24 protein-coding genes and 1 pseudogene are annotated in these 23832 nt (G+C 70.7%); 15 read left to right on the forward strand and 10 right to left on the reverse strand.

Annotated elements, in window-relative coordinates; translation table 11 throughout:
* Positions 1–17 precede the first annotated feature (17 nt).
* From fabG to AQI94_RS07225, 3 genes are all read left to right on the forward strand, one after another.
* Complete coding sequence (gene fabG / locus AQI94_RS07215; RefSeq protein ID WP_031045465.1) at positions 18–722, forward strand: 3-oxoacyl-[acyl-carrier-protein] reductase; 705 nt, start codon at positions 18–20, stop codon at positions 720–722.
* Positions 723–727: 5 nt separating this feature from the next.
* Positions 728–1495, forward strand: a complete 768-nt coding sequence (gene fabI, locus AQI94_RS07220) for an enoyl-ACP reductase FabI (protein WP_031045467.1) — start codon at positions 728–730, stop codon at positions 1493–1495.
* A gap of 152 nt (positions 1496–1647) precedes the next feature.
* Positions 1648–2001 carry a hypothetical protein gene (locus tag AQI94_RS07225; protein WP_031045469.1) on the forward strand — a complete coding sequence of 118 codons (354 nt, stop codon included), beginning with the start codon at positions 1648–1650 and terminating at the stop codon, positions 1999–2001.
* On the opposite strand, the gene AQI94_RS07230 is transcribed toward AQI94_RS07225, so the two are convergent.
* On the reverse strand, positions 1976–2671 hold the full coding sequence (locus AQI94_RS07230) for a FadR/GntR family transcriptional regulator (protein WP_031045471.1): 696 nt from the start codon (positions 2669–2671) through the stop codon (positions 1976–1978). The genes AQI94_RS07225 and AQI94_RS07230 overlap by 26 nt on opposite strands.
* Before the next feature lie 70 nt (positions 2672–2741).
* On the opposite strand from AQI94_RS07230, the gene AQI94_RS07235 reads away from it, so the two are divergent.
* From AQI94_RS07235 to AQI94_RS07245, 4 genes are all read left to right on the forward strand, one after another.
* On the forward strand, positions 2742–4106 hold the full coding sequence (locus AQI94_RS07235) for a CynX/NimT family MFS transporter (protein WP_031045474.1): 1365 nt from the start codon (positions 2742–2744) through the stop codon (positions 4104–4106).
* A 48-nt stretch (positions 4107–4154) separates the two neighbouring features.
* Positions 4155–4271, forward strand: a complete 117-nt coding sequence (locus tag AQI94_RS46205) for an SGM_5486 family transporter-associated protein (RefSeq protein ID WP_086023195.1) — start codon at positions 4155–4157, stop codon at positions 4269–4271.
* A gap of 175 nt (positions 4272–4446) precedes the next feature.
* A complete protein-coding gene (locus tag AQI94_RS07240; RefSeq protein ID WP_031045477.1) occupies positions 4447–4653 on the forward strand; it encodes a hypothetical protein in 207 nt (68 codons plus the stop codon).
* Positions 4654–4718: 65 nt separating this feature from the next.
* Positions 4719–5237 carry a SixA phosphatase family protein gene (locus tag AQI94_RS07245; RefSeq protein ID WP_031045479.1) on the forward strand — a complete coding sequence of 173 codons (519 nt, stop codon included), beginning with the start codon at positions 4719–4721 and terminating at the stop codon, positions 5235–5237.
* A gap of 85 nt (positions 5238–5322) precedes the next feature.
* Here the strand turns inward: AQI94_RS07245 and serB are convergent, their stop codons facing one another.
* Both serB and AQI94_RS46545 read right to left on the reverse strand, forming a co-directional pair.
* On the reverse strand, positions 5323–6537 hold the full coding sequence (serB, locus tag AQI94_RS07250) for a phosphoserine phosphatase SerB (protein WP_031045480.1): 1215 nt from the start codon (positions 6535–6537) through the stop codon (positions 5323–5325).
* 1109 nt (positions 6538–7646) lie between these two features.
* A pseudogene (locus AQI94_RS46545) lies at positions 7647–9089 on the reverse strand (streptophobe family protein); the annotation flags it as partial.
* A gap of 239 nt (positions 9090–9328) precedes the next feature.
* Between AQI94_RS46545 and AQI94_RS07260 the strand changes: the two are divergent.
* Positions 9329–11926, forward strand: a complete 2598-nt coding sequence (locus AQI94_RS07260; RefSeq protein ID WP_031060413.1) for an ABC transporter ATP-binding protein/permease — start codon at positions 9329–9331, stop codon at positions 11924–11926.
* A gap of 75 nt (positions 11927–12001) precedes the next feature.
* Here the strand turns inward: AQI94_RS07260 and AQI94_RS07265 are convergent, their stop codons facing one another.
* From AQI94_RS07265 to AQI94_RS07275, 3 genes are all read right to left on the reverse strand, one after another.
* Positions 12002–12757 (reverse strand): transglycosylase SLT domain-containing protein, encoded by a 756-nt coding sequence (locus AQI94_RS07265; RefSeq protein WP_031060412.1) that lies wholly within the window; start codon positions 12755–12757, stop codon positions 12002–12004.
* 299 nt (positions 12758–13056) lie between these two features.
* Complete coding sequence (locus AQI94_RS07270; protein ID WP_031060409.1) at positions 13057–14169, reverse strand: S-adenosylmethionine:tRNA ribosyltransferase-isomerase; 1113 nt, start codon at positions 14167–14169, stop codon at positions 13057–13059.
* Positions 14166–14861 carry an SDR family NAD(P)-dependent oxidoreductase gene (locus AQI94_RS07275; RefSeq protein WP_031060408.1) on the reverse strand — a complete coding sequence of 232 codons (696 nt, stop codon included), beginning with the start codon at positions 14859–14861 and terminating at the stop codon, positions 14166–14168. The genes AQI94_RS07270 and AQI94_RS07275 overlap by 4 nt, the downstream gene beginning before the upstream one ends.
* Before the next feature lie 186 nt (positions 14862–15047).
* Between AQI94_RS07275 and AQI94_RS07280 the strand changes: the two genes are divergently transcribed.
* The 3 genes from AQI94_RS07280 to chpE all read left to right on the forward strand — a co-directional run bounded on the left by AQI94_RS07280 (position 15048) and on the right by chpE (position 17229).
* Complete coding sequence (locus AQI94_RS07280) at positions 15048–16193, forward strand: GAF domain-containing sensor histidine kinase (protein WP_031060405.1); 1146 nt, start codon at positions 15048–15050, stop codon at positions 16191–16193.
* Positions 16186–16827, forward strand: a complete 642-nt coding sequence (locus AQI94_RS07285) for a response regulator (protein ID WP_031060402.1) — start codon at positions 16186–16188, stop codon at positions 16825–16827. The genes AQI94_RS07280 and AQI94_RS07285 overlap by 8 nt, the downstream gene beginning before the upstream one ends.
* 156 nt (positions 16828–16983) lie before the next feature.
* Positions 16984–17229 carry a chaplin ChpE gene (chpE, locus tag AQI94_RS07290; RefSeq protein ID WP_031060399.1) on the forward strand — a complete coding sequence of 82 codons (246 nt, stop codon included), beginning with the start codon at positions 16984–16986 and terminating at the stop codon, positions 17227–17229.
* A 130-nt stretch (positions 17230–17359) separates the two neighbouring features.
* On the opposite strand, the gene AQI94_RS07295 is transcribed toward chpE, so the two are convergent.
* Positions 17360–18148 (reverse strand): hypothetical protein, encoded by a 789-nt coding sequence (locus AQI94_RS07295; RefSeq protein ID WP_078902997.1) that lies wholly within the window; start codon positions 18146–18148, stop codon positions 17360–17362.
* A 141-nt stretch (positions 18149–18289) separates the two neighbouring features.
* On the opposite strand from AQI94_RS07295, the gene AQI94_RS07300 reads away from it, so the two are divergent.
* The 3 genes from AQI94_RS07300 (at position 18290) to AQI94_RS07310 (ending at position 20682) form a co-directional block, all read left to right on the forward strand.
* Positions 18290–19087, forward strand: a complete 798-nt coding sequence (locus AQI94_RS07300; protein WP_031060390.1) for an ABC transporter ATP-binding protein — start codon at positions 18290–18292, stop codon at positions 19085–19087.
* Positions 19088–19181: 94 nt separating this feature from the next.
* A complete protein-coding gene (locus tag AQI94_RS07305; RefSeq protein ID WP_031060387.1) occupies positions 19182–19613 on the forward strand; it encodes an NfeD family protein in 432 nt (143 codons plus the stop codon).
* Between the two features lie 130 nt (positions 19614–19743).
* The gene (locus AQI94_RS07310; RefSeq protein WP_031060384.1) at positions 19744–20682 is read left to right on the forward strand and encodes an SPFH domain-containing protein; all 939 of its coding nucleotides are present in this window, start codon (positions 19744–19746) and stop codon (positions 20680–20682) included.
* A 107-nt stretch (positions 20683–20789) separates the two neighbouring features.
* On the opposite strand, the gene AQI94_RS07315 is transcribed toward AQI94_RS07310, so the two are convergent.
* The 3 genes from AQI94_RS07315 to AQI94_RS07325 all read right to left on the reverse strand — a co-directional run bounded on the left by AQI94_RS07315 (position 20790) and on the right by AQI94_RS07325 (position 22815).
* Complete coding sequence (locus AQI94_RS07315) at positions 20790–21296, reverse strand: HNH endonuclease (RefSeq protein WP_031060381.1); 507 nt, start codon at positions 21294–21296, stop codon at positions 20790–20792.
* A gap of 152 nt (positions 21297–21448) precedes the next feature.
* On the reverse strand, positions 21449–21988 hold the full coding sequence (locus AQI94_RS07320) for a YbhB/YbcL family Raf kinase inhibitor-like protein (protein ID WP_031060378.1): 540 nt from the start codon (positions 21986–21988) through the stop codon (positions 21449–21451).
* A gap of 44 nt (positions 21989–22032) precedes the next feature.
* Entirely contained in the window at positions 22033–22815 is a 783-nt protein-coding gene (locus AQI94_RS07325; protein WP_031060375.1) for a sporulation protein, read from the reverse strand.
* A 141-nt stretch (positions 22816–22956) separates the two neighbouring features.
* Between AQI94_RS07325 and AQI94_RS07330 the strand changes: the two genes are divergently transcribed.
* Positions 22957–23598 carry a DNA-3-methyladenine glycosylase gene (locus tag AQI94_RS07330; RefSeq protein ID WP_031060372.1) on the forward strand — a complete coding sequence of 214 codons (642 nt, stop codon included), beginning with the start codon at positions 22957–22959 and terminating at the stop codon, positions 23596–23598.
* Positions 23599–23832: the final 234 nt, after the last annotated feature.

The raw sequence follows: 23832 nt of genomic DNA on the forward strand, positions 1-23832 counted from the left end.
AGGGAAAGGGTGATCCGTTGAGCCGCTCGGTTCTCGTCACCGGAGGCAACCGGGGCATCGGCCTCGCCATCGCCCACGCGTTCGCCGATGCCGGCGACAAGGTCGCCATCACGTACCGCTCGGGTGAGCCGCCGGCCGGCTTCCTGGCCGTCAAGTGCGACATCACCGACACCGAGCAGGTGGAGCAGGCCTACAAGGAGATCGAGGCCGAGCACGGCCCGGTCGAGGTCCTGATCGCCAACGCCGGCATCACCAAGGACCAGCTCCTGATGCGGATGTCCGAGGAGGACTTCACCTCGGTCGTCGACACCAACCTCACCGGCACCTTCCGCGTGGTCAAGCGCGCCAACCGCGGCATGCTGCGCGCCAAGAAGGGCCGTGTCGTCCTGATCTCCTCGGTCGTCGGCCTCTACGGCGGCCCCGGCCAGTCCAACTACGCCGCCTCCAAGGCCGCCCTGGTCGGCTTCGCGCGCTCGCTCGCCCGTGAGCTGGGCTCGCGCAACATCACCTTCAACGTCGTCGCGCCCGGCTTCGTCGACACCGACATGACCAAGGTGCTCACCGACGAGCAGCGTGCGGGCATCGTGAAGCAGGTGCCGCTCGGTCGTTACGCGCAGCCCGAGGAGGTCGCCGCGACGGTGCGGTTCCTCGCCTCGGACGACGCCTCGTACATCACTGGAGCCGTCATCCCCGTTGACGGCGGACTGGGAATGGGTCACTGAACACCATGAGCGGAATTCTCGAGGGCAAGCGCGTCCTGATCACCGGTGTGCTGATGGAGTCCTCCATCGCGTTCCACGCCGCGAAGCTGGCCCAGGAGCAGGGCGCGGAGATCATCCTGACCGCGTTCCCGCGGCCCACGCTGACCGAGCGCATCGCCAAGAAGCTCCCCAAGCCCACCAAGGTCATCGAGCTCGACGTCACCAACGACGAGCACATGGGCCGCCTGGCCGACGTCGTCGGCGAGGAGCTCGGCGGCCTGGACGGCGTCGTGCACTCCATCGGCTTCGCGCCGCAGGACGCGCTCGGCGGCAACTTCCTGAACACCCCGTTCGAGTCCGTGGCCACCGCCATGCACGTCTCGGCGTACTCCCTGAAGTCGCTCACCATGGCCTGTCTGCCGCTGATGCAGAACGGCGGCTCGGTCGTCGGCCTCACCTTCGACGCCCAGTACGCCTGGCCGCAGTACGACTGGATGGGCCCGGCGAAGGCCGCCCTGGAGGCCACCAGCCGCTACGTCGCCCGCGACCTGGGCAAGCAGAACATCCGCTGCAACCTCATCTCGGCGGGCCCGCTCGCCTCCATGGCCGCCAAGTCCATCCCGGGCTTCAGCGACCTGGCCGCCGTGTGGGACGACCGCTCCCCGCTGGAGTGGGACCTCAAGGACCCGGAGCCGGCCGGCAAGGGCATCGTCGCCCTGCTGAGCGACTGGTTCCCGAAGACCACGGGCGAGATCATCCACGTGGACGGCGGCCTGCACGCCATCGGCGCCTGATCTCCCGTACGTCCTCGACGCCCCGTTCCCCCAGGGAGCGGGGCGTCCCCCGTTCGGCCTACCAGGCCGGGCGCGCACGGCCGGCAACTGGGCACTCTGGATTACGCGTTCACCCGTGATTCCCTCCCCAGTACGGCCGAGGAGGTCCCCTTGTGCGCCTGTCCCGCAGTCTGGCCTCAGTGACCGCAGCCGTCTGTCTCGTGATGTCCCTGCCGTACGAAGCGATGTCGCACGCACGCGTGCGGGAGCCCGGAGCCGCGCCTTCGGAGCTGTTCGGCGCCTCCTGCCGCAGCAAGGTCACCGGCTCCGAGGTGACCACCTACTGCCACAACCCGTATCCGCGCACCGACGGCGTCCGCCTGCACATCGAGTGCGACCGCTGGTGGGACCTCGACACCGACGGCCCCGAGGTCCAGGCAGGACCCGCGCAGACCGTGCGGCTGACCGGCCGGTGCTGGAAAGAGGTCCGCTCGGTGTGGGTCAGCCACCGGAAGCTGGCGCGCTGAACCGTCCCGGACGGCACAGGAAGGGGTAGCCGGCCGCCTCCTCGGCGGCCGTCGCCGCGTCGCCCGCGCGGATCGCGTCGACGAGCCGGGTGTGGTCCATGTACGTCTCCGGCGTCAGCTCCTCGCCGACGTCCTCGCGCAGCCAGTCCCGCAGCACCTCGCCGAGGTCCGCGTACATCTCGGTCATCACGTCGTTGTGCGAGGCGGCCACCACGGCCAGGTGGAAGGTGGTGTCCGCCGTCACGAAGGCCTCCGCGTCCCCCGACTCCCAGGCCTCCTCGCGCCGCACCAGGAGCGCGTCGAGCTGCTTGAGGTCCTTCTCGGTGCGCCGCTCGGCGGCCAGCCGCGCCGCGGACGACTCCAGGGTGGAGCGCAGCTCGGCGATGTGCCGCGGGTCCGCGTCGGCGAACCTGCGGTGCATCACGCCCGCCAGCTCACTGGTCGCCACGACGTACGTCCCCGAGCCCTGACGGATGTCCAGCAGGCCGTTGTGCGCGAGCGCGCGGACGGCCTCACGGACGGTGTTGCGGGCCACCCCGAGCTGCTCGACCAGCTCCGGCTCGGTCGGGATCCGCGAGCCGACCGGCCACTCGCCCGAGGTGATCTGGTTGCGCAGCGCCGCGATGACCTGCTCGGAGAGCGCCGAGCGGCGGGGATGGCTCAGGGGCATGGCACACCTTCGCACGGGCGGGACGGCGTCGGACGCCCCGGGGATGGACAACCAATCATCCTATGATTCTATGATGACTGTCATGGCGAGCGAGGAAACCCGGACAGTGAAGTCGACGAACCCCCACCTTTCCGCGAGCGCGCACGACTCGGCGTCCGGCCCGGAGCGGGGAGCCGCGGTGCCCGCCCCGCGCACGTGGGCGGTGCGCCTGGTCGTCGTCGGCATCGTGCTGTCCGCGCTCAACCTCCGCCCCGCCATCACCAGCCTCGGCGCCCTCCTCGAAGAGGTGCGCGACGGCCTCGGCATGAGCGGCAGCCTGGCCGGACTGCTCACCTCGGTGCCCCCGCTGTGCTTCGCCGTCTTCGGTGTCATGGCCCCCCGTCTGGCCCGCCGCTTCGGCGCGGGCGCGGTGGTGTGCGCCGGCATGGTCGCCATCACGACGGGCCTGCTCATACGGCCGTACACGGGCTCCACGGCGGGCTTCCTGGCCGGCAGCGCCCTCGCCCTCATGGGCATCGCCGTCAGCAACGTCCTGATGCCGGTCATCGTCAAGCGCTGGTTCCCGGACCGGGTCGGCTCCATGACCGGCCTGTACTCGATGGCCCTCGCCCTCGGCACCTCGGCTGCGGCCGCCGTGACCGTGCCGGTGACCGAGGCGCTGGGCGGCAACTGGCAGTCCGGGCTCGCGGTGTGGGCGGCCCTGGCCGCGGCGGCCGTACTGCCGTGGATTCCGCTCGTACGGGACCGGGGGCCGCGGTCGACGCAGCCGCAGGCGGCCCCGAGCGTGCACACGCGTGTGGAGGGCGCCGGACCCGTCCGGCAGGTGCCCGCGCGCGGGGAACCGCCCGTGCTGCGGATCACCCGGAGCCGGACCGCCTGGGCGCTCGCCGTCTTCTTCGGGCTCCAGGCCACCGCCGCCTACATCACCATGGGCTGGATGGCGCAGATCTTCCGGGACGCGGGCGTGCCCGCCGGCACCGCCGGGCTGCTGCTGGCCGTCACGATGGTGATGGGCGTCCCGCTGGCCTTCGTCATCCCGCGCGTGGCCACGAGGCTGCCGCACCAGGGCCCCATCGTGATCGCGCTCGGCGTCTGCGGCCTCGCCGGGTACGCGGGCCTCTACCTCGCCCCCGCCGCCGGAGCCTGGGCCTGGGCCGTCCTGCTCGGCGTCTCCAACTGCGCCTTCCCGCTGGCCCTCACCATGGTCGGGATGCGTGCCAGGACCGGCGCGGGCGTCGCCCAGCTGTCCGCGTTCGCGCAGAGCACCGGCTACCTGATCTCCATCCCGGGACCGCTCCTGGTGGGCGTGCTCTACCAGCACAGCGGCGGCTGGGGCCTGCCGATCGCGCTCATGATCGGCCTGATGATCCCGCAGATGGCGGTCGGGGTGCTCGCGGGCCGCGACCGCACGGTGGAGGAGGAGGCGGCCCGCTGAGGCCACCCTGGCGGCCGCGACGGGAGACCGGGGTGCGAGACTGGGCGCATGCCAGTGCTCGACCCGAATCCTCAGAACGGCCAGAAGAAGATGCTGCTGGTCTTCGGTTCGTTCTTCGCCATCTTCGTCATCATCGCGATCATCGCGACGATCGCCTCGCCCTGATCCCGCGCACCCGCTCCCGGCCCGATGGTGGGGTTAACCCCACATCCCCTAGGGGGCGAGTGTCAGGGTCAACTGGGTGGATCACCGGATGGGTTGAGGCCCGCCGGTTCCGTACCTTCGAGGAGTGGCCGCGAGAAGCGGATCACGCCGGACTCGAAGACCCGCGGAGGCACTCATGTCGGCCCCTACGCACACCCCGCCCCACCCGGCGTCCCGGGGCGGCGTCGACATCCGGCTGCCCTGGTGGGCCCTCGTACTGCCGACGATCGCCTTCGTGGTGCTCCTGGCCCTCATCCTCAATCCCTCCGACGCGCACGCGGCCTCCGGCGACCCCCTCGTCACCCGGTTCCTGGAGCGCGTACAGCAGCTCATAGCCCGCTGAGCACCCGCAAAGCCGCCCGTCAACTCCCTGCGCCCCATGGCCTGTTTCATGCGAAGCTGGATTGCATGAGCGTCGCAGATCCCCGCAGGATTGTCCTTTTCCGGCATGCGAAAGCCGACTGGCCGCAGGTGACCGACCACGAGCGGCCGCTCGCCGACCGGGGCCGAACAGATGCAGCCGAAGCCGGACTACGGCTGGTCGACTCCGGCATCCCCCTCGACCTGGCCCTCTGCTCCACCGCGACCCGTACCCGTGAGACCTGGAAGCTCGCCGTGCAGGAGTTCCCGCACCGGCCGAAAACGGTCTACGAGGAGCGGATCTACGAGGCCTCTCCGGGTGAGCTGATCGCCGTACTGAACGAGACGCCGGACGACGTGCACAACGCCGTCCTGATCGGCCACAACCCAGGGGTGCAGGGCCTCGCCGACGTCCTCGCGGGCGCCGCCGAGGGGGACGCCCGCCAGCGGATGAGCGGCCGCGGCTTCCCGGCCGCCGCCTTCGCCGTCCTGTCGTTCAGCGGCCCCTGGAAGGCCCTGGAGCCCGGTGCGGCCACCCTTGTCGACTACTGGGCCCCGTCCGACTGACGACGCCCGAACCCCACTCTCACGAGACACGCCAGGGGCCCGGCACCGTCACGGTGCCGGGCCCCTGCCGATCCGTCGCCGGAGGTCAGTCCTCCTCGTGCGCGTCCGCCGCCTCGACCTCTTCGCGGGTGACGCCGAGCAGATACAGCACGGTGTCGAGGAAGGGCACGTTCACCGCGGTGTGCGCGGCCTCCCGCACCACCGGCTTGGCGTTGAAGGCGACCCCGAGCCCGGCCGCGTTGAGCATGTCCAGGTCATTGGCGCCGTCACCGATCGCCACCGTCTGGGACAGCGGCACCCCCGCCTCGGCGGCGAACCGGCGCAGCAGCCGCGCCTTGCCCGCGCGGTCCACGATCTCCCCGGTGACCCGGCCCGTCAGCTTCCCGTCGACGATCTCCAGCGTGTTCGCCTGGGCGAAGTCCAGCCCCAGTCGTTCCTTCAGGTCATCGGTCACCTGGGTGAACCCACCCGAGACGACACCCACTTGGAAGCCGAGCCGCTTCAGCGTACGGATCAGGGTGCGCGCGCCCGGCGTCAGCCGCACTTCGGAACGCACCTTGTCGACGACCGAGGCGTCCAGCCCCTCCAGCAGCGCCACACGCGCGTGCAGCGACTGCTCGAAGTCCAGCTCGCCGCGCATCGCGGCCGCGGTCACCCCGGCGACCTCGTCCTCGCAGCCGGCGTGCGCGGCGAAGAGCTCGATCACCTCGTCCTGGATGAGCGTGGAGTCCACGTCCATGACCACGAGCCGCTGAGCCCTGCGGTGCAGACCGGCGGCCACGACGGCCACGTCCACGCCGAGCCTGCCGGCCTCCGTCACCAGAGCGGTGCGCAGCGGCTCGGTCTCCACACCGGACACCGCGAACTCGACGGCCGTGACGGGGTACTTGGCCAGCCGGAAGATACGGTCGATGTTGCCGCCCGCCTTGGCGATCTTGGCGGCGATGGCGGCGGTGGCCTCCGCGGTGAGCGGGTGCCCGAGCACGGTGACCAGGGAACGCCCCAGCCCTCGCGGACGGTTGTCGCCGAGACCGGAGATGATCTCCGCCTGCATCTTGATCGACTCGGCCCAGCTGTGGACGGTCGCCCGCAGATCGCCCTCCAGTGCCCGGGGCGGCGCGGTCACGAGGGCGCACAGCACCATGCGGCCACGCGTGACGACCTGCTCGATGTCGACCACGTCGACGGAGTAGGCGGCGAGGGTGTCGAAGAGGCCGGCCGTGATGCCCGGCCTGTCCTTCCCGAAGATCTTGACGAGAAGCGTGGGGACGTCGGAGGACGAGGTCTGCGAAGCGCTCATGGTGCCTCCACCGTATCCGGCACCCAGTGCCTTCCGCTCCCGCGGTCCGTCTGACGGACACGGAACACTCGGTGTCGAGCCGGTGGCGAGGTCATTGCCGGCGGGCCACGAGCGCACGACGCCCGTGCCGGTCAGCGCCGCCCCTTCGGCTTTCCGGGGGGTGGTGGCGGTGGGGGTGGGGGAGGAGGCGGTGGTGGCGACTGCGGACCCTCGTCCCCGGGGCGTCGGCGTGGTGCACGTGGGGGCCGGTCCATCGGTCGGGCCACCGTCGGGGCGCCGTAGACGGTGTCGTCGCCGGGCGGTGGCGGAGCCTCAGGCCGGCGTGGCCCCGCCGAAGGCCGAGCGCTCCCCTCAGGAGGCCGCACGGCATCCTGCGCCGAACCGCTGCCCTCTCCCGAACCCTCCGGTCCCCGCGCCCCCCGGTGATCCTCACCGCGGCCCCCGCCCCGCCCCGGCGCCCGCCCACCGTCGTCACCGGGCCGCGCGTCCTCGGGGCTCCGCAGCTCGTCCGGGACCCGCAGGTACGGGTTGGTGGCCGGATTGGGCGCCCGGTACGGCGTACCGGGCACGTACGGCCCGGTCCCACCGCGAGAGGTACCGGCGCCGGGGCTCTGCGGCCCCGCGTCACCACCGCGCGGCGCGGCCCCACCGTGCCCTCCCGCGCCGCCTGGGTAGGCGCCCTCGCCGCTGCGATCCGGCCCCGCGTCACCACCGCGCGGCGCGGCCCCACCTTGCCCTCCCGCTCCCCCCGGGTAGGCGCCCTCGCCCCCGCGATACGTGCCCGCCTCACCGCCGCCGTACGGTCCGGCCGCGCCCTCGTCAAAGGAGCGTGCCCCGCCTTCGTAGGACCTCGACACGTCGTCGTACGAGCCACCCGTCCCGTCGTACCTCCCTGGGGCGCCTCCAGCAGCCCCGGCCTCACCCTCGTACCTCCCTGAGTCGGCGCCAGCCTCGTACCTCCCTGGCACGCCCCCCGAAGCCCCGCCCCCGCCCTCGTAGCCCCTCGCCTCCCCGGAACGTGGCCCGGCACCGCCCCAGCCCGCACCAGCCCCTCCCGCGTAAGGAGCCCCCGCACCTGCCCCCCACGCCCCCACCGACCCCGATCCCGACCCGACCACGGACCCCGCCCCGAGACCCCCCACCGAGTCACCCAGTGCCAACCCCGACGCCCGGGACCCCGCCGCCCCCGTCGCCCGTGCCAGCAGGGCGCCCGCTGCGCCCGCCCCCGCCCCCCAGAGCGCTCCGAGCAGCACCGCCATGCCGAGCTGACCCTGAATCCGGACCCCCGCGCCGAACGCGTCGAACCCCAGCACCGACAGCGAGGCGTCCACCGACACCTCCGTCAGCCAGGCGAGCAGCGGCAGCGCCAACGCGGTCGCGACACCCAGCCGCACCGCACACCGCCCCGCGAACCCCACCGCACCCGTGCCGTCCCTCCGGCCTCCCACCGGCGTCCGCACCGCGGTCAGCACCCCCGCCAGCAGCATCATCAACGCCGCCCCCACCCCCAGCAGCCACACCCGCCCGTCCAGCTCCGCCAGGCGCCCCAGCGTCATCGACTGGTCGGAGTCGGAGTCGAGCAGCCGGTCCAGGGGGGCCGGGAGGAAGTTCGTGAGGACGCCCGTCGCCCGGCCGTCGAAGGGGACGAACAGGCCGACGGGGATGCCCAGCCACACCCCGTTCGGCGCCCCGAGCAGCGCCGCTCCCGCGATCCGCTTGGGGTGGTCGTCGCCGATCGCCGCGTACGCCGCCGCGGAGAGGCCCGCGGCCACCGCGACCAGCAGCACCGTCACGAGGGCGGACACGGCCGGCCGTACGACTCGGTGCACCGCCTCCCAGCCGCGGGGCAGCGGCGTACGGCGGGACGCCAGCAGTGCGACCAGCAGGATCCCCACCGACCAGCCGAGCCCGCCGAGCAGCGTCGGTGCGGTGTCCACCGTGAAGCCGACCGCGGCCTTCGCGTCGACGAGGTCGCCGATCCGGTCGGGCAGCAGGCCGCCGATGTCCCCGACGTCCCCCAGCCCGGGGATGTCGAGACCGCCGCCCCCGCCCGCGCCGGGCAGCTTGTCGAGCCCCAGCGCACCCCCGTCGATCGTGATGACGTCGTGCCCCGCCCAGGCCAGGCCGCCCATCATCGCCGTGAACAGGACGACCACCGAGCCCGCGCGCGCGAGGAGTTCGGACGGGGCGATCACCGCCCCGGCCCCCCGCAGGGACCGTAGGAAGAACCATGACAAAAGCACCGCACCGACCAGGCTGACGCCCAGTGGCGTGATCTCGATGGCGGTGGCCGCCTGAGCCCCCGTCAACCCGAACGCGGACACGTCGCCGGAGGGCGTCACCGAACCACCCGCCGCAAGGGCCACAACAGCCGCGGTCATCGGGCCCAGCGAGGCCGCGGAATCGGCCTCCAGCAGATGCAGACCGAGCGCGGCGGCACCCGCCATCCCGATCAAGGCCCAGCTCACGGCGGCTGTCGCGGACAGCAGGATGTCCCCCCACGGCAGCCGCACAGCGTGCTTCGTGGTCTCGACGTCCGTGGACGCACTCATGGCAGACCCCCCGATCCGCGGCGCGGCCGAGACCGCGCTTGTCCCCCTCGCGTGGATTACCCACTCTCCGGGTCGGTTTCAACCCCGTCAACGGAACCGGCCGAAGCGTGCGAACGTGGTGTTCTCGGGGCTCGACTTTCGGTCAGGAGGGGGATCCTGAAATAGTTCCCGACGATGTTCGACATCCCTACACTCCCTGTGACGGGGGCAATGCGGGGGACTACTCAGTGGGGCTTGGAGTGCCGGAACTCGTACTGGAAGCGAATGGACGTACCTGGACGCTCGATCCGTCCAGGTCGTACAGCCTTGGACGCGATCCGCAGGGGGACATCGTGTTCGACGACGCCAGGGTGTCCTGGCGTCACGCCACGATCAGCTGGAGCGGGCGCGGTTGGGTCATCGAGGACCACGGCAGTACCAACGGCACGTTCGTGCGGGGCCAGCGGATCCACCAGACGGAGATCGGCCCCGGCGCGGCCGTCCACCTCGGCAACGCGAGCGACGGCCCGCTGCTGAGCCTGTCCGGCGCCGCTGCCCCGGACGGACAACCGCAGTCCAGGCAGCAGCCGTACGCCGCACAGAGCGCGAACCCGGCCTGGGCCCAGCAGACACCACAGCAGGCCCCGCAGCAGGCGGCCGCGCACCAACCCCCGCCGCAGGCCGCGCAGTCCGGCTGGCCGCAGCCGCAGCCCCGGCAACAGCCGCAGCCGCATCCGTACTCGCACCAGCCACCGCAGAAGATCCCGCAGCAGCAGGGTCCCGGCGGAGGCGCAGGCGCAGGCGCGGGCGAGGGCGCGCCGCCGGTCTACGGCGACCGCAGCCCGACCACGTTCCACCAGTTCACCATCGGCCGCATCATGCGCATCGGCCGTGCCCTGGAGAACGACCTGGTCGTCTCCGACCTCCAGGTCTCCCGCAACCACGCCGAGTTCCACTCGATGCCCGACGGCCGTATGGAGATCCGCGACCTGGGCTCACACAACGGCACGTACGTCAACGGCCAGCCGATCCCCAAGGGCGGCTCCACGCTGCTCGGCCCGAGCGACATCGTCGGCGTCGGCCACTCCACGTTCCGGATCGTCGGCGACCGGCTGGAGGAGTTCGTCGACACCGGCGAGGTCTCCTTCTCCGCCCGCCACCTCACCGTCACGGTCGACGGCGGCAAGCAGATCCTCAAGGACGTGTCCTTCGGGGTCCCGGAGAAGTCCCTGATCGCGGTCATCGGACCGTCCGGTTCCGGCAAGTCGACCCTGCTCAAGGCGCTCACCGGCTACCGGCCCGCCAACCAGGGCGACGTCCTCTACGACAACCGCAACCTCTACAAGCAGTTCGCCGAGCTGCGCCAGCGCATCGGTCTGGTCCCGCAGGACGACATCCTGCACAAGGAGCTGACCGTCAAGAAGGCCCTCAAGTACGCGGCCAAGCTCCGCTTCCCCGCCGACACCACGGCGCAGGAGCGCGAACACCGCATAGACGAGGTGCTGCGCGAGCTGAAGCTCGACATCCACAAGGAGAAGAAGGTCACCTCCCTCTCCGGCGGCCAGCGCAAGCGCGTCTCGGTGGCCCTGGAGCTGCTCACCAAGCCGTCCCTGATCTTCCTCGACGAGCCGACCTCCGGCCTCGACCCGGGCATGGACCGCGATGTCATGCAGCTGCTGCGCGGCCTGGCCGACGACGGCCGCACCGTCCTCGTCGTGACCCACTCCGTGGCCGAGCTGGCCCTGTGCGACAAGCTGCTCGTGATGGCCCCGGGCGGCGCGGTCGCCTACTTCGGGCCGCCCGAGGAGGCACTGAACTTCTTCGGCTACGACACCTGGGCCGACGTGTTCTCCGCCTTCGAGAACTACCGCGACTACGACTGGGCCGGCCGCTGGAAGGGCTCGCAGCACTACCAGATGTACGCCGCGGACATAGACGCCGTTGCGCCGCAGTCCGTACAGACGCCTCCGATGCACGGCATGAAGCCGCCGAAGCCACAGCGCTGGACGGGTCAGTTCGGGACCCTCGTGCGCCGCTATGTGTCGGTCATCGCGTCCGACAAGGGCTTCCTGGCCCTGACGGTGATCCTGCCCCTCGTCCTCGGTTCGGTGAGCCTGCTCATCGACTTCGGTGACAACCTCCTGCCCAAGCCGGTCGACCCCAGGACCAAGCTTCCCGAGCCCAACAGCACGGCCACCACCGTCCTGCTGATCCTCGCGGTCGGCGCCTGCTTCGCCGGCGCGGCCAACTCCGTCCGTGAACTGATCAAGGAACGGGTGATCTACGAGCGGGAGCGCGCCACCGGCCTGTCCCGCTCGGCGTACCTGATGTCCAAGGTGGTCGTGCTGGGCGTGATCACCATCCTGCAGGGGCTGATGGTCGGCGTCATCGGCTTCGCCACCCGCGGACTGCCCAAGGAGGGACTGGTCCTCGGCAACGCCACCCTCGCCGAGCTCTGTCTGCCGATCATGGGGCTCGGGTTCACCTCGATGATGTTCGGGCTGATCATCTCCGCGCTCGTGAAGACCTCCGAGAAGACCATGCCGCTGCTGGTCATGTTCGCGATCGTCCAGGTCGTCTTCACCGGCTGTCTGTTCACCCTGCACGGCACCATCGGCGTCAACGAGCTCTCGTACCTGATGCCGTCACGCTGGGCGGTCGCCGCTGCCGGCGCCACGCTGGACTTCAACCAGGTCAACCCACCCGTGAAACCGGGCGACACAACCGACCCGCTGTGGAACCACACGCTCGGCACCTGGGGCCTGAACATGATCGCCCTCATCGCCATCGGTGTCGTCTGCGGCTTCCTCGTCTCCCGCTTCCTGCGCCGCCACGAGCCCGAGGTCATGCGCAAGTGACCACCGTCGTACGACAGTGAAGGGCGGCACCCCGACCGGGTGCCGCCCTTGTGCGTACGAGAGGTCCGCGCGACCTCAGTAAGCGCTGTTCACGTTGTCCATCGAGCCGTACCGGTCGGCCGCGTAGTTGGCGGCGGCGGTGATGTTGGCGACCGGGTCGTAGATGTTCCAGGACGTGCCGGCGACGTGGTACGCCTTGAACGTCGGCGGGATGACCTGGAGCAGCCCCTTCGACGGAATGCCGTTGATGGCGTTGATGTCCCAGTTGTTGATCGCGTTCGGGTTGCCCGAGGACTCCCGGATGATGTTGCGGTACAGACCGTTGTAGCTGCCCGGGATGCCCTTGGCCCGCATGATGGACAGGGACTCCTTGATCCACCCGTCCAGGTTGTTCGCGTAGCTCTTCTTGGGCGCGGCGGCCTTGAGCTTGGCGCGGTGCGCGGCCCGGCTCGCGGCCTCCTTGGCCTTGCGCGCCTGCGCGGCCTTCTTGGCGGCGGCGGCAGCGGCGGCCTTCTTCTTCGCGGCGGTCGCGGCCTTGGCCTTCGCCTTGGCCGCAGCCTCTGCCTTCGCCTTCGCCTCGGCGGCCTTGCTCTGCAGGGCCTTGGCCGCGAGCTGCTCCTTGACGTCGGCCTGGAGGCCCTTGAGCTGCTCGGAGGAGTACTTCACGGGGGCCGAGTAGGTGGCCGCCTCGGACGTCGTGGTCTCCGCGTTGCCCGGAACCGCGCTGAAGGCGACGGCGGCTGCACCGAGCGTGGCGACTCCGGCGACGGCGATCTTGTGGCGCTTGGTCAGCGCGCGACTATGACCACGGGTGAAAGGGTTCTTGGGCATGCGGGATGGACCTCTTCGAATAGCGCGGAGGTCGCTCGCTGTCCGGGGGCGGACACGGGTGCTTCCTGCACAAACGCCGCGGGGAGAACCCACGGCGCTGAGCGACGTTGGCCATTCTTAGCTGGCGCAAAACCACCCGGCAAAGGTGTGACGTACGACCCCGGGTAGTGGACCGGGGGAGGGCAAAATAGGACAGACCGGAACGTCTTTCCCGCTCATACAGGAGGGTCTTGTCTCCTATTTCTCTTAGTACGTGATCTGCGCCCTATGTGCGGGCTCACATCGGGCGCACAGCGGCCTCACCAGCAGTTGCGGACGCAATGCTCTGTGTGAGGATCCTCCCGAGGCAGGAGGAGGTGCACGTCCCCGAACTCGTGCCACAGGTAGTTCCGGCGCAGCGCCTCCTCGTACCCGCGGTCGACCGCCGCCCGCCCCGCGACCGCCTCCAGCATCAGCAGATGCGAGGCCTCCGGCTCGTGCAGCCCGGTCAGCAGCCCGTCCACCACCCGCACCCCGCGCTCCGGGGTCACGACGAGATCCGTCCACCCCGCACACGCGCGTACGGCCCCGTCGGCCCCGGCCGCCGACTCCACGGCCCGCACGGCCGTCGTCCCGACGGCGATGACCCTGCCGTCCCCGGCCCTCACCGCGTTGATCAGCCGCGCGGAGGCCTCCGGCACCGAGAAGCGCTCCGGATACGGCGGCTCGTGCGCCTCCGCCGAGGCCACCCCGGTGTGCAGCGTGACCGGCGCGAACTGCACACCCCGGCTCACCAGCTCCGCCACCAGCCGCGCGGTGAAGGGCCGCGCCGCACTGGGCATCTCCGCGCTGCCCGCCCCGTCGGGCGAGGGCAGGGCGAACACCGTCTGGTAGACGGACAGCGGCTGGTCCCGTTCCGTGTAGGAGTACCGAATGGGCCGCCCGTGCTCCCGCAGCAGCCCTACGACGTCCGCCTCGCAGACCCGGGCCCACCACAGTCGCCCGCTCACCGCCTCCTCCAGGACCAGCCGCCCGCCCCCGGGCAACCGCACCTCTGTCCCCGCGGGCCCGCCCGCACGCGCACGCGTGGTGCCCCGCCCGTCGGGATCCCGCAGCTCCACCGCCCACCGGCCGTCGTCCCCGCGCGTGGAGAAGTGCACCACCACACGCGCGTGCCCGATCCGGCCGTCGACGGCCGCGGCCAGCGTGGGGGAGGTGTTCACCACGAGCAGGTCACCGGACCGCAGCAGCCGGGGAAGCTCCCCGAAGCAGTGGTGCGACACCTCGGTGCCCCGCGACACCAGCAGCCGGACGGCGTCCCGGTCGAGCCCGGCCCCACGCTGCTCGGCCGGCACCCGTGCCGACAGTTCCTCCGGTACGCTCGCCCGCTTTCGAACGGGCTCAAGCGGGGGGACCCCCGTCGCGAGCCTCATCGCCCCTCCAGCAGCGACGGGGCCCCGTACCGCCCGCTCACCGGCCGCTCGTCCAGCAGCCGCAGAAACGCCGGCACCACACGCGCCGGCTCCGGCCGCGGATCCCGGTCGTCCGGTACGGCCGCCGCGTACAGGTCCGTCGCCATGTCCCCGGGATCCACGGCCCACACCCGCAGTCGTGGCTCCTCCTCGCCCAGCACCGCCGCGAGGTGGTCAAGGGCCGCCTTCGACGCCCCGTAGCCGCCCCACGTCTCGTAGGCCTCGGCGGCGGCGTCCGAACTGACCGCGATCACCGAGCCGGACTCCGAGGCCCGCAACAGCGGCAGCGCCTCCTGGACCAGGCCCAGCGCGGCCACCACGTTCACCTCCAGCGCGCGGCGCAGCCCGTCCAGGGGCAGCCCCTCAAGGCGCGCCAGCGGCTCGGCGCCCAGCGCGCTCGCGTTGTTCACCAGCAGGTCGACGCCACCGAGCTTCGAGGCCGCGGCCACCAGCTCCGAGCGGTGCGCCGGATCCGTGACGTCTCCCGGCAGCGCGGTCACCCGCGTTCCGTGGGTCTCCAGCCACGCCGCCGTGTCCAGGAGGACCTCGGCGCCTCTCGCGTCGAGCACCAGGTCCCAGTTCCGCGCGGCCAGCGCCTCGGCGAGCGCCCGCCCCAGCCCCTTCGAGGCCCCCGTGATGATCGCTACCGGCATGACACACGTCCCCTCGTCCTCCACGCCTCCTGATCGGCGTGCTCCCAACGTAGGAACGGGACCGCCCCGGTCGCCTCGGACGCGGGCCGCAATGCGGCGAGGCCCTTTGCCCTAGGTCGCTCGCCCTAGCCGAAGGCCGTCACAGGTCCGATCCGCGGTGTCACACCCCGCCCGTACGCTGAGGTCATGAGTCAAGGCCCCCGGTCCGGCCTCGCCGCGGTGAGCTCCGCGCTGCTGGCCATGAGCAGGCACCTCGAGGTGCGCGACGTCCTCAAGACGATCGTCGCCTCGGCCCGCGAGCTGCTCGACGCGCAGTACGCCGCCCTCGGCGTCCCGGACGACCACGGCGGCTTCGCCCAGTTCGTGGTCGACGGCGTCAGCGACGAGCAGTGGAAGGCCATCGGCCCGCTCCCGCGCCAGCACGGCATCCTCGCCGCGATGCTGCACGAGGCCACCCCCGAGCGCCTGGCCGACGTCCGCAAGGACCCCCGCTTCGAGGGCTGGCCGTCCGCCCACCCCGACATGTCCGACTTCCTGGGCCTGCCCATCAGAGACGGCGACGAGGTGATCGGCGCGCTCTTCCTGGCCAACAAGAACTGCCCGAAGCCGCAAGGCGGTTGCGGCTTCACCGAGGAGGACGAGGAACTCCTGTCGATCCTCGCCCAGCACGCCGCGATCGCCCTGACCAACGCACGCCTCTACGAACGCAGCCGCGAGCTCACGATCGCCGAGGAGCGCTCCCGCCTCGCCCACGAACTGCACGACGCGGTCAGCCAGAAGCTCTTCTCCCTGCGGCTGACCGCCCAGGCCGCCGCCGCCCTCGTCGACCGCGACCCGTCCCGCGCCAAGGGCGAACTGCACCACGTGGCCACCCTCGCCGCCGAAGCCGCCGACGAACTGCGCGCCGCCGTCGTCGAACTGCGCCCCGCCGCCCTGGACGAGGACGGCCTGACCGCCACCCTCCGCACGCACATCCAGGTCCTGGACCGCGCCCACACCGCGCGCGTGACCTTCGCGGCCCACAGCTTCCGCGCGCTGCCGGCCGCCCAGGAGGAGGCCATGCTCCGCGTCGCCCAGGAAGCCCTGCACAACGCGCTGCGGCACTCGGGAGCCGAGCATGTCGACGTGAGCGTGGACCGGCGCGGCGGCGGAGCCGTCCTGCGCGTCACGGACGACGGCAGCGGCTTCGAACCGACGACGGTCCGCCGCGCGGGGCGCCACCTCGGCCTGGTCTCCATGCGGGACCGCACCAGCGGGGTCGGCGGCACGCTGACCGTGGAATCGGCGCCCGGCAAGGGCACCACCATCGAGATGGAGGTCCCCGGTGGCTGACGCGATCAAGGTCCTGCTCGTCGACGACCACCAGGTCGTCCGCCGGGGACTGCGCACCTTCCTCGAAGTGCAGGACGACATAGAGGTCGTGGGCGAGGCCGCCGACGGCGCCGAGGGCGTCGCGCGCGCGGAGGAGCTGAAGCCCGACATCGTCCTCATGGACGTCAAGATGCCGGGCATGGACGGCATCGACGCCCTGCGCAAACTGCGCGAACTGAACAACCCCGCGCGCGTGCTGATCGTCACCAGCTTCACCGAACAGCGCACGGTGGTCCCGGCCCTGCGCGCGGGCGCCGCCGGTTACGTCTACAAGGACGTCGACCCCGACGCCCTCGCCGGCGCCATCCGCTCCGTGCACGCCGGGCACATCCTGCTCCAGCCCGAGGTCGCGGACGCCCTGTTGTCCCAGGAGGAGAACAACTCAGGGCAGGGCAGAGGCGGTTCGCTCACCGAGCGCGAGCGCGAGGTGCTCGGGCTGATCGCGGACGGCCGCTCCAACCGGGAGATCGCCCGCGCGCTGGTCCTCTCCGAGAAGACCGTCAAGACACATGTCTCGAACATCCTGATGAAACTCGACCTGGCGGACCGGACCCAGGCGGCACTGTGGGCGGTTCGTCACGGAGTGGCCGGTTGATCCACGAGGTGCACGGCAATACGGAGGGTTCCGCTCCGGAGTGAGATTCATACCGTCGTGGGAATGTCCCCCGAATGGCGCATCCTTCCTGACGGTCCGCCGTTCTCCAGTGCGTGCTGCGGCGACTGCCGCGGCCATCGCTAGGAGGGCTTAGAAGTGAAGAACCTGAAGAAGGCAGCGGCCGTGACGATGGTGGCCGGCGGGCTGATCGCCGCCGGTGCCGGTATGGCCTCCGCCACCGACGGCTCGCACGCCGACGGCAAGGCCGTGGGCTCGCCCGGCGTCGTCTCGGGCAACCTCGTCCAGGCCCCGGTGCACATCCCGGTGAACGCGGTCGGCAACAGCGTGAACGTCATCGGCGTGCTGAACCCCGCCTTCGGCAACCTCGGTCTCAACCACTGACGTCCCCCGCCGAGCGGGCAGTGACTTCGGCCTCCCGGGTGCGTCACGCACCCGGGAGGCCGGTCCGTCCGCCCCGCACGCGATCCGCACCGTGAAACCGCCGGGCTTCGGCCGGCCGGACCCGCGCCGGTCACCGCACCCCTCGCTCCAGCTCCTCCACGTACGCGTTGTAGGCAGCCACCTGCGCCCGCCGCCCCGTCCGCTCCACCGGCCGCAGCGCCTCCCCTCGGGCCCTCATCTCGGCGGAGCTCACCGCACCCCCGTGACCGTTCTCCTGGGCCAGCGCCACCAGCAGGCCCACCCGCTGAGCGAGCTCCAACACCCGGACCGCCCGAGGCGGGTACCCCGGCGCCAGCAACTCCCGCCCCCGCTCGGCCCGAGCCCGGTACGCCCCGATCGCCGCCTCCGCCACCGGCCCCGACGCGGCCACGTCCAGCCGTGACAGCACCTCCGTCGCCTCCCGCAAGGCCTCCGCGAGCTCCCGCTCGGCCTCGCCCAGCGACGGGACGTCCGCGGGCGGCGCCTCCCGCACCGGCAGCACATGCCACACCACCTCGACATGCACATCACCCGCGGGCCCGGCCTCGTACACCTCCGGCACCAGGCCCAGCGCGGCGCCGTGACAGACCACCGCCTCCTCCGCCTCCAACGCCCGCGCGTTGAACTCCGGCGGCCCACTCAGCCCCAGCGGATGCCCGGGAGCGGGCAGCGCCACCCGCAGTCCCGTCACGCCGAGCGACCGCAGCCGCCCCAGCGCCAGCGTCAGACCGACGGCCGCCGTCTCACCCGGCAGCCCCTCGACCCGGTGCACGGCATCGTCACCGACGATCGCCGACACGGCGTCGTCCGGCGAGACAAGTCCGGCCAAAAGACCGTTTCCCCAAGCGGCAAGGCGTCCAGAGCGCGGTTCCGAGAACATGCCCCCCAGCCTAAGGACCGGACCACTGGACGGGAGCGGCCGACCGGTGGCGTAGATTTCATCGAGGGCTGCGCCCAAACGCGCGCACGCGCCAGCCGAGACGCCGACACCGGTCACACTGCAAGGGGAGACAACGCGCTCATGAGCGATGTTCTGGAGCTTCAGGACGTATCCGTGGTCCGCGAGGACCGGGCTCTGGTGGACCAGGTCTCCTGGTCGGTCAAGGAGGGCGAGCGCTGGGTCATTCTCGGCCCCAACGGCGCCGGCAAGACCACGCTCCTGAACCTCGCGTCCAGCTACCTCTACCCCAGCAAGGGCACCGCCACCATCCTCGGCGAAACCCTCGGCAAGCCCGGCACCGACGTCTTCGAACTGCGCCCGCGCATCGGCATGGCCGGCATCGCCATGGCCGACAAGCTCCCCAAGCGCCAGACCGTCCTGGAGACCGTGCTGACGGCGGCGTACGGCATGACCGCCGGCTGGCAGGAGGAGTACGAGGAGATCGACGAGCAGCGCGCCCGCGCCTTCCTCGACCGCCTCGGCATGAGCGACTACCTGGAGCGCAGGTTCGGCACCCTCTCCGAGGGTGAGCGCAAGCGCACCCTCATCGCCCGCGCCCTGATGACCGACCCCGAGCTCCTCCTCCTCGACGAGCCCGCCGCCGGCCTCGACCTCGGCGGCCGCGAGGACCTGGTCCGCCGCCTCGGCCGGCTCGCCCGCGACCCGATCGCCCCCTCGATGCTGATGGTCACCCACCACGTCGAGGAGATCGCCCCCGGCTTCACCCACGTCCTCATGATCCGTCAGGGCCGGGTGCTCGCCGCGGGTCCCCTGGAGCTCGAACTCACCTCCCGCAACCTCTCCATGTGCTTCGGCCTGCCCCTCGTCGTCGAGCAGGTCGGCGACCGCTGGACCGCCCAGGGCCTTCCGCTGTCGTGATCACGTGAAGTCCCCGCAAAAACACGGGTAAGAAGCGCCTCCCGGCCTCATCGCGCCCTGTCGGAGGCGGTACTCCCGGACCTACCATGACCACGTGAACGACATCGACGCATGGGTGTGGTGGCTCGTCGGCGCGGCAGCGCTCGGAATCCCGCTCGTGGTGACCGCGATGCCGGAATTCGGGATGCTCGCGGTGGGCGCCGTCGCCGCCGCCGTCGCGGCCGGACTCGGCGGTGACGTCGTCGTCCAGGTACTCGCCTTCACCGTCGTCTCGGTGGCCCTCATCGCCGTCGTACGGCCCATCGCGACCCGGCACCGCTCCCAGCGCCCCCAACTCGTCACGGGCATCGACGCGTTGAAGGGCAGACAGGCCGTCGTCCTGGAGCGCGTCGACAGCGGCGGTGGCCGGATCAAGCTCGCCGGAGAAGTCTGGTCCGCCCGCTCTCTCGACACCGGGCGTGCCTACGAAGTAGGCCAGGAAGTGGATGTCGTCGACATCGAGGGAGCCACGGCGATCATCATGTGACCTCGCAGGATGTAACTGAACGGAACGCACCACGAGTTGGGCGACGGTCTGTCAGACTCGACCAGCAAGATCTTCAACAACCATAAGATCTTCCGAGAACGCCGAGGCAGAGAAGGGCACGGGGAGCACGATGGAACCGGTCATCATCGTCTTGATCATCCTGGTGGTGTTGGTCTTCATCGCCCTCATCAAGACGATCCAGGTCATCCCGCAGGCGAGCGCCGCCATCGTGGAGCGCTTCGGCCGCTACACGCGCACGCTCAACGCGGGCCTCAACATCGTCGTCCCGTTCATAGACACCATCCGCAACCGCATCGACCTGCGCGAACAGGTCGTGCCCTTCCCGCCGCAGCCCGTGATCACCCAGGACAACCTGGTCGTCAACATCGACACGGTCATCTATTACCAGGTCACCGACGCCCGGGCCGCGACCTACGAGGTCGCCAGCTACATCCAGGCCATCGAGCAGCTCACCGTCACCACCCTCCGCAACATCATCGGCGGCATGGACCTGGAGCGCACCCTGACCTCCCGCGAGGAGATCAACGCGGCCCTGCGCGGCGTCCTCGACGAGGCCACCGGCAAGTGGGGCATCCGGGTAAACCGCGTCGAACTCAAGGCAATTGAGCCGCCCACCTCCATCCAGGACTCGATGGAGAAGCAGATGCGCGCCGACCGCGACAAGCGCGCCGCGATCCTCACCGCCGAGGGCACGCGCCAGGCCGCGATCCTCACGGCCGAGGGTGAGAAGCAGTCCCAGATCCTGCGCGCCGAGGGTGAGGCCAAGGCGGCCGCCCTGCGCGCGGAAGGTGAAGCCCAGGCCGTCCGCACGGTCTTCGAGGCGATCCACGCCGGAGACCCGGACCAGAAGCTCCTCTCCTACCAGTACCTCCAGATGCTCCCGAAGATCGCCGAGGGCGACGCCAACAAGCTCTGGATCGTCCCCAGCGAAATCGGCGACGCCCTCAAGGGCCTCTCCGGAGCCATGGGCAACTTCGGCAACTTCGGCGGCGGTTCAGGCGGAGGCAACGGCGGCTCGGAACGCCGGGAAACCCCGAAGATCGACTGACAGAGCCGTGAACACAAAGTTCCCCGCACCCACCCAGGGGCGCGGGGAACTGCGCGACCAGCCACGACGAACCCGCAGGCCGCCGACGAACCGATCTCGGCAAAGGCTCAGGCGGCCTCCCGCGCCAGCCAATCCGGCAGCGCCGAGAAGTCCTCGTGCCCCAGGGACAGCAGCATCGCGTCCGCCGGAGTCGGCTCGAACGGCTCCCGCAGCAACGGCATCCCCGCCTCCGCCGGAGTCCGGTTCGCCTTGCGGTGGTTGTCCTCCGCACAGGAGGCCACCGTGTTCAGCCAGGTGTCCTGACCACCCTGCGACCGCGGCACCACGTGGTCCACGGTCGTCGCCCGCCGCCCGCAGTACGCGCACCTGTGCCGGTCACGCACCAGAACACCCCGCCGGGACCAGGGGGCTTGTCTTCGGAAGGGCACCCGCACATACCTGCACAGCCTGATCACCCGGGGCGCCGGTATGTCGACCGCGGCTCCGCGCATGCGCAGTTCGGGGTGGGACTGCTCGACGACGGCCTTGTCCTGAAGCACCAGAACGACGGCTCGGTTCAACGTCACCGTCGACAGCGGCTCGAAGCTCGCGTTCAGTACCAGCGTGTCCCGCATGTCAGCCCACCTCCCATGTGCACCGTCCCACCCCCTGGCGGGCTTGGGCTTGGATCAACTCTGGCCGGGCACGCCGAGATGGACAACGCAATAAAAAAGTGCCCGCCTCTGATCAATTCCAAGACCAGAGGCGGGCAAACGCCCGATGAACGTCAGTCTTCGGCGGGCACCTCGTACTCACCGATCAAATGGGCCCGCGCGATCGCGTGAAAACGCAGGTTGAAGCCCACAACGGCGGGAGACGCATCCGCATCCGGCCCGAGCTTCTCCTGGTCCACCGCGTACACGGTGAAGACGTACCGGTGCGGTCCGTCCCCGGCCGGCGGAGCGGCCCCACCGAAGTCCTTCGACCCGTAGTCGTTCCGCGCCTGTACGGCACCCTCCGGCAGCCCCTCGAACTTGCCGCTGCCCGCACCGACCGGCAGCTCGGTCACCGAGACCGGGATGTCGAACACGACCCAGTGCCAGAACCCGCTGCCCGTGGGCGCGTCGGGGTCGTAGCAGGTCACGGCGAAACTCTTGGTCTCCGGCGGGAACCCCTCCCAGCGCAGCTGCGGAGAGGTGTTGCCGGCCGCGTAGACCTGAGCGTCCTTGAGCGTGCCGCCCTCCTGCACGTCCTCGCTCGTCACCGTGAACGACGGGACGGGCGGATGGAAGTCGTGGGGGAGCGGCCGCCGCTTGAGCTCGGTCACCTCGGTACCTCCTGATCGATTACCGGAATCAGCAGTTCCCGAGCCTAGAACCAGTTGCGCTTGCTGCCGACCTCGGACAGCCACTGGTTGAGGTAGCCGGCCCAGTCGGTGTTCTGGTAGTCGTGCAGCCCCACCTGGAAGGACCGGAAGGTGTCACTGCCCTCGCTGAACAGTCCCGGCTTCTTGTCCATCTCCAGCACGACGTCCATCGCGTTGCCGTCCGCGACGAAGCTCAGCTCGACCTGGTTGAGCCCGCGGTACTGCTGCGGCGGGAAGAACTCGATCTCCTGGTAGAACGGCAGCTGCTGCCGCGTCCCCCGGATGTGACCGCGCTCCAGGTCCGCGTTCTTGAAGCGGAAGCCCAGCTGCATGAAGGCGTCCAGGATCGCCTTCTGCGCCGGCAGCGGGTGCACGTTGACCGGGTCCAGGTCACCGGAGTCCACGGCACGCGCGATCGCCAGCTCGGTCGTCACACCGACGTTCATCCCGCGCAGCGCCTGACCGTCGATCATCGTGACCGGCGTCTCCCAGGGGATCTCCAGCCCGAACGGCACCGTGTGCACCGCGTTCGCCTGCAGCGTGAAGGCACCGCCGAGCGAGACCTTGGTGAACTCGATGTCCTGCTTGTACTCCTGGTCGCCACTCTCGACCTCGACCCTGGCCTGGAGGCCGACCGACAGCCCCTCGATCTCCTGGTCGACGGACCCGCCCTGGATCCGCACCTCGCCCTGGACGACACCACCGGGAACGACGTTGACCTCGGTCAGCACCGTCTCCACCGAAGCCCCACCGGCACCCAGGCTCGCGAGCAGCTTCTTGAACGCCATGTCTCTCCTCTTAGAACGCGCGGATTCCTGATCCCTACAAACGCGATCCGGCCGTGGTCGGTTCCGCGCCCTCACCCTGGCAAGCGGACGAACCCTTGACCACCCCTTGGCACGCACCCGTCTGGACTACGCTCGTACGCCATGATCACGCCCCCGGACCGTACGCCACTGCCACGAGAGTTCTTCGACCGCCCCGTACTGGAGGTCGCCCCCGACCTCCTCGGCCGTCTCCTCGTCCGTACGACCCCCGACGGTCCGATCGTGCTCCGCATCACGGAGGTCGAGGCCTACGACGGCCAGAACGACCCCGGCTCCCACGCCTATCGCGGCCGCACGGCCCGCAACGGCGTGATGTTCGGTCCGCCCGGGCATGTGTACGTCTACTTCACCTACGGCATGTGGTTCTGCATGAACCTGGTGTGCGGACCGGAGGGCTGGGCGAGCGCCGTCCTGCTTCGGGCCGGCGAGGTCACCGAGGGCGCCGAACTGGCGCGCAAACGTCGACTCTCGGCCCGAAATGACAAAGAACTGGCCAAAGGGCCTGCCCGCCTGGCCACGGCCCTGGGCGTGGACCGGGCCCTGGACGGCACGGACGCGTGCGACGCGGGAGAGACACCGCTGCGGGTGTTGACCGGCACCCCCGTCGCCTCCGACCAGGTAGGCAGCGGTCCGCGGACAGGAGTGGCCGGCGAAGGGGGCGTGCACCCCTGGCGGTTCTGGGTCGCCGACGACCCGACAGTGAGCCCCTACCGCGCTCATGTCCCGAGGCGGCGCTCAAGTTGACTCGCTCTTGGAAGGTGCGTAACGTGGCCCCAGCCGCTTGACCCGGTTACGGCGATCGCCAGCAGCCGAGAGCGGCCAAACCACTACCTACGACATCCCCTCAGCGGGGGCGATTTCGGCGTGCCCGCACGCCCGAATTCGAACTCGCGGAACTCGATTATGAGTTGCCGAGGGAATCGGCTAACGTAGTGAATGTCGAAAGGCCCCGCCGACAGGGAATCAGGCCCGAAAGGA

Origin of the sequence: Streptomyces pseudovenezuelae (assembly GCF_001513955.1) — a bacterium.
In the GTDB taxonomy this organism is placed as follows: Bacteria; Actinomycetota; Actinomycetes; order Streptomycetales; family Streptomycetaceae; genus Streptomyces; species Streptomyces pseudovenezuelae.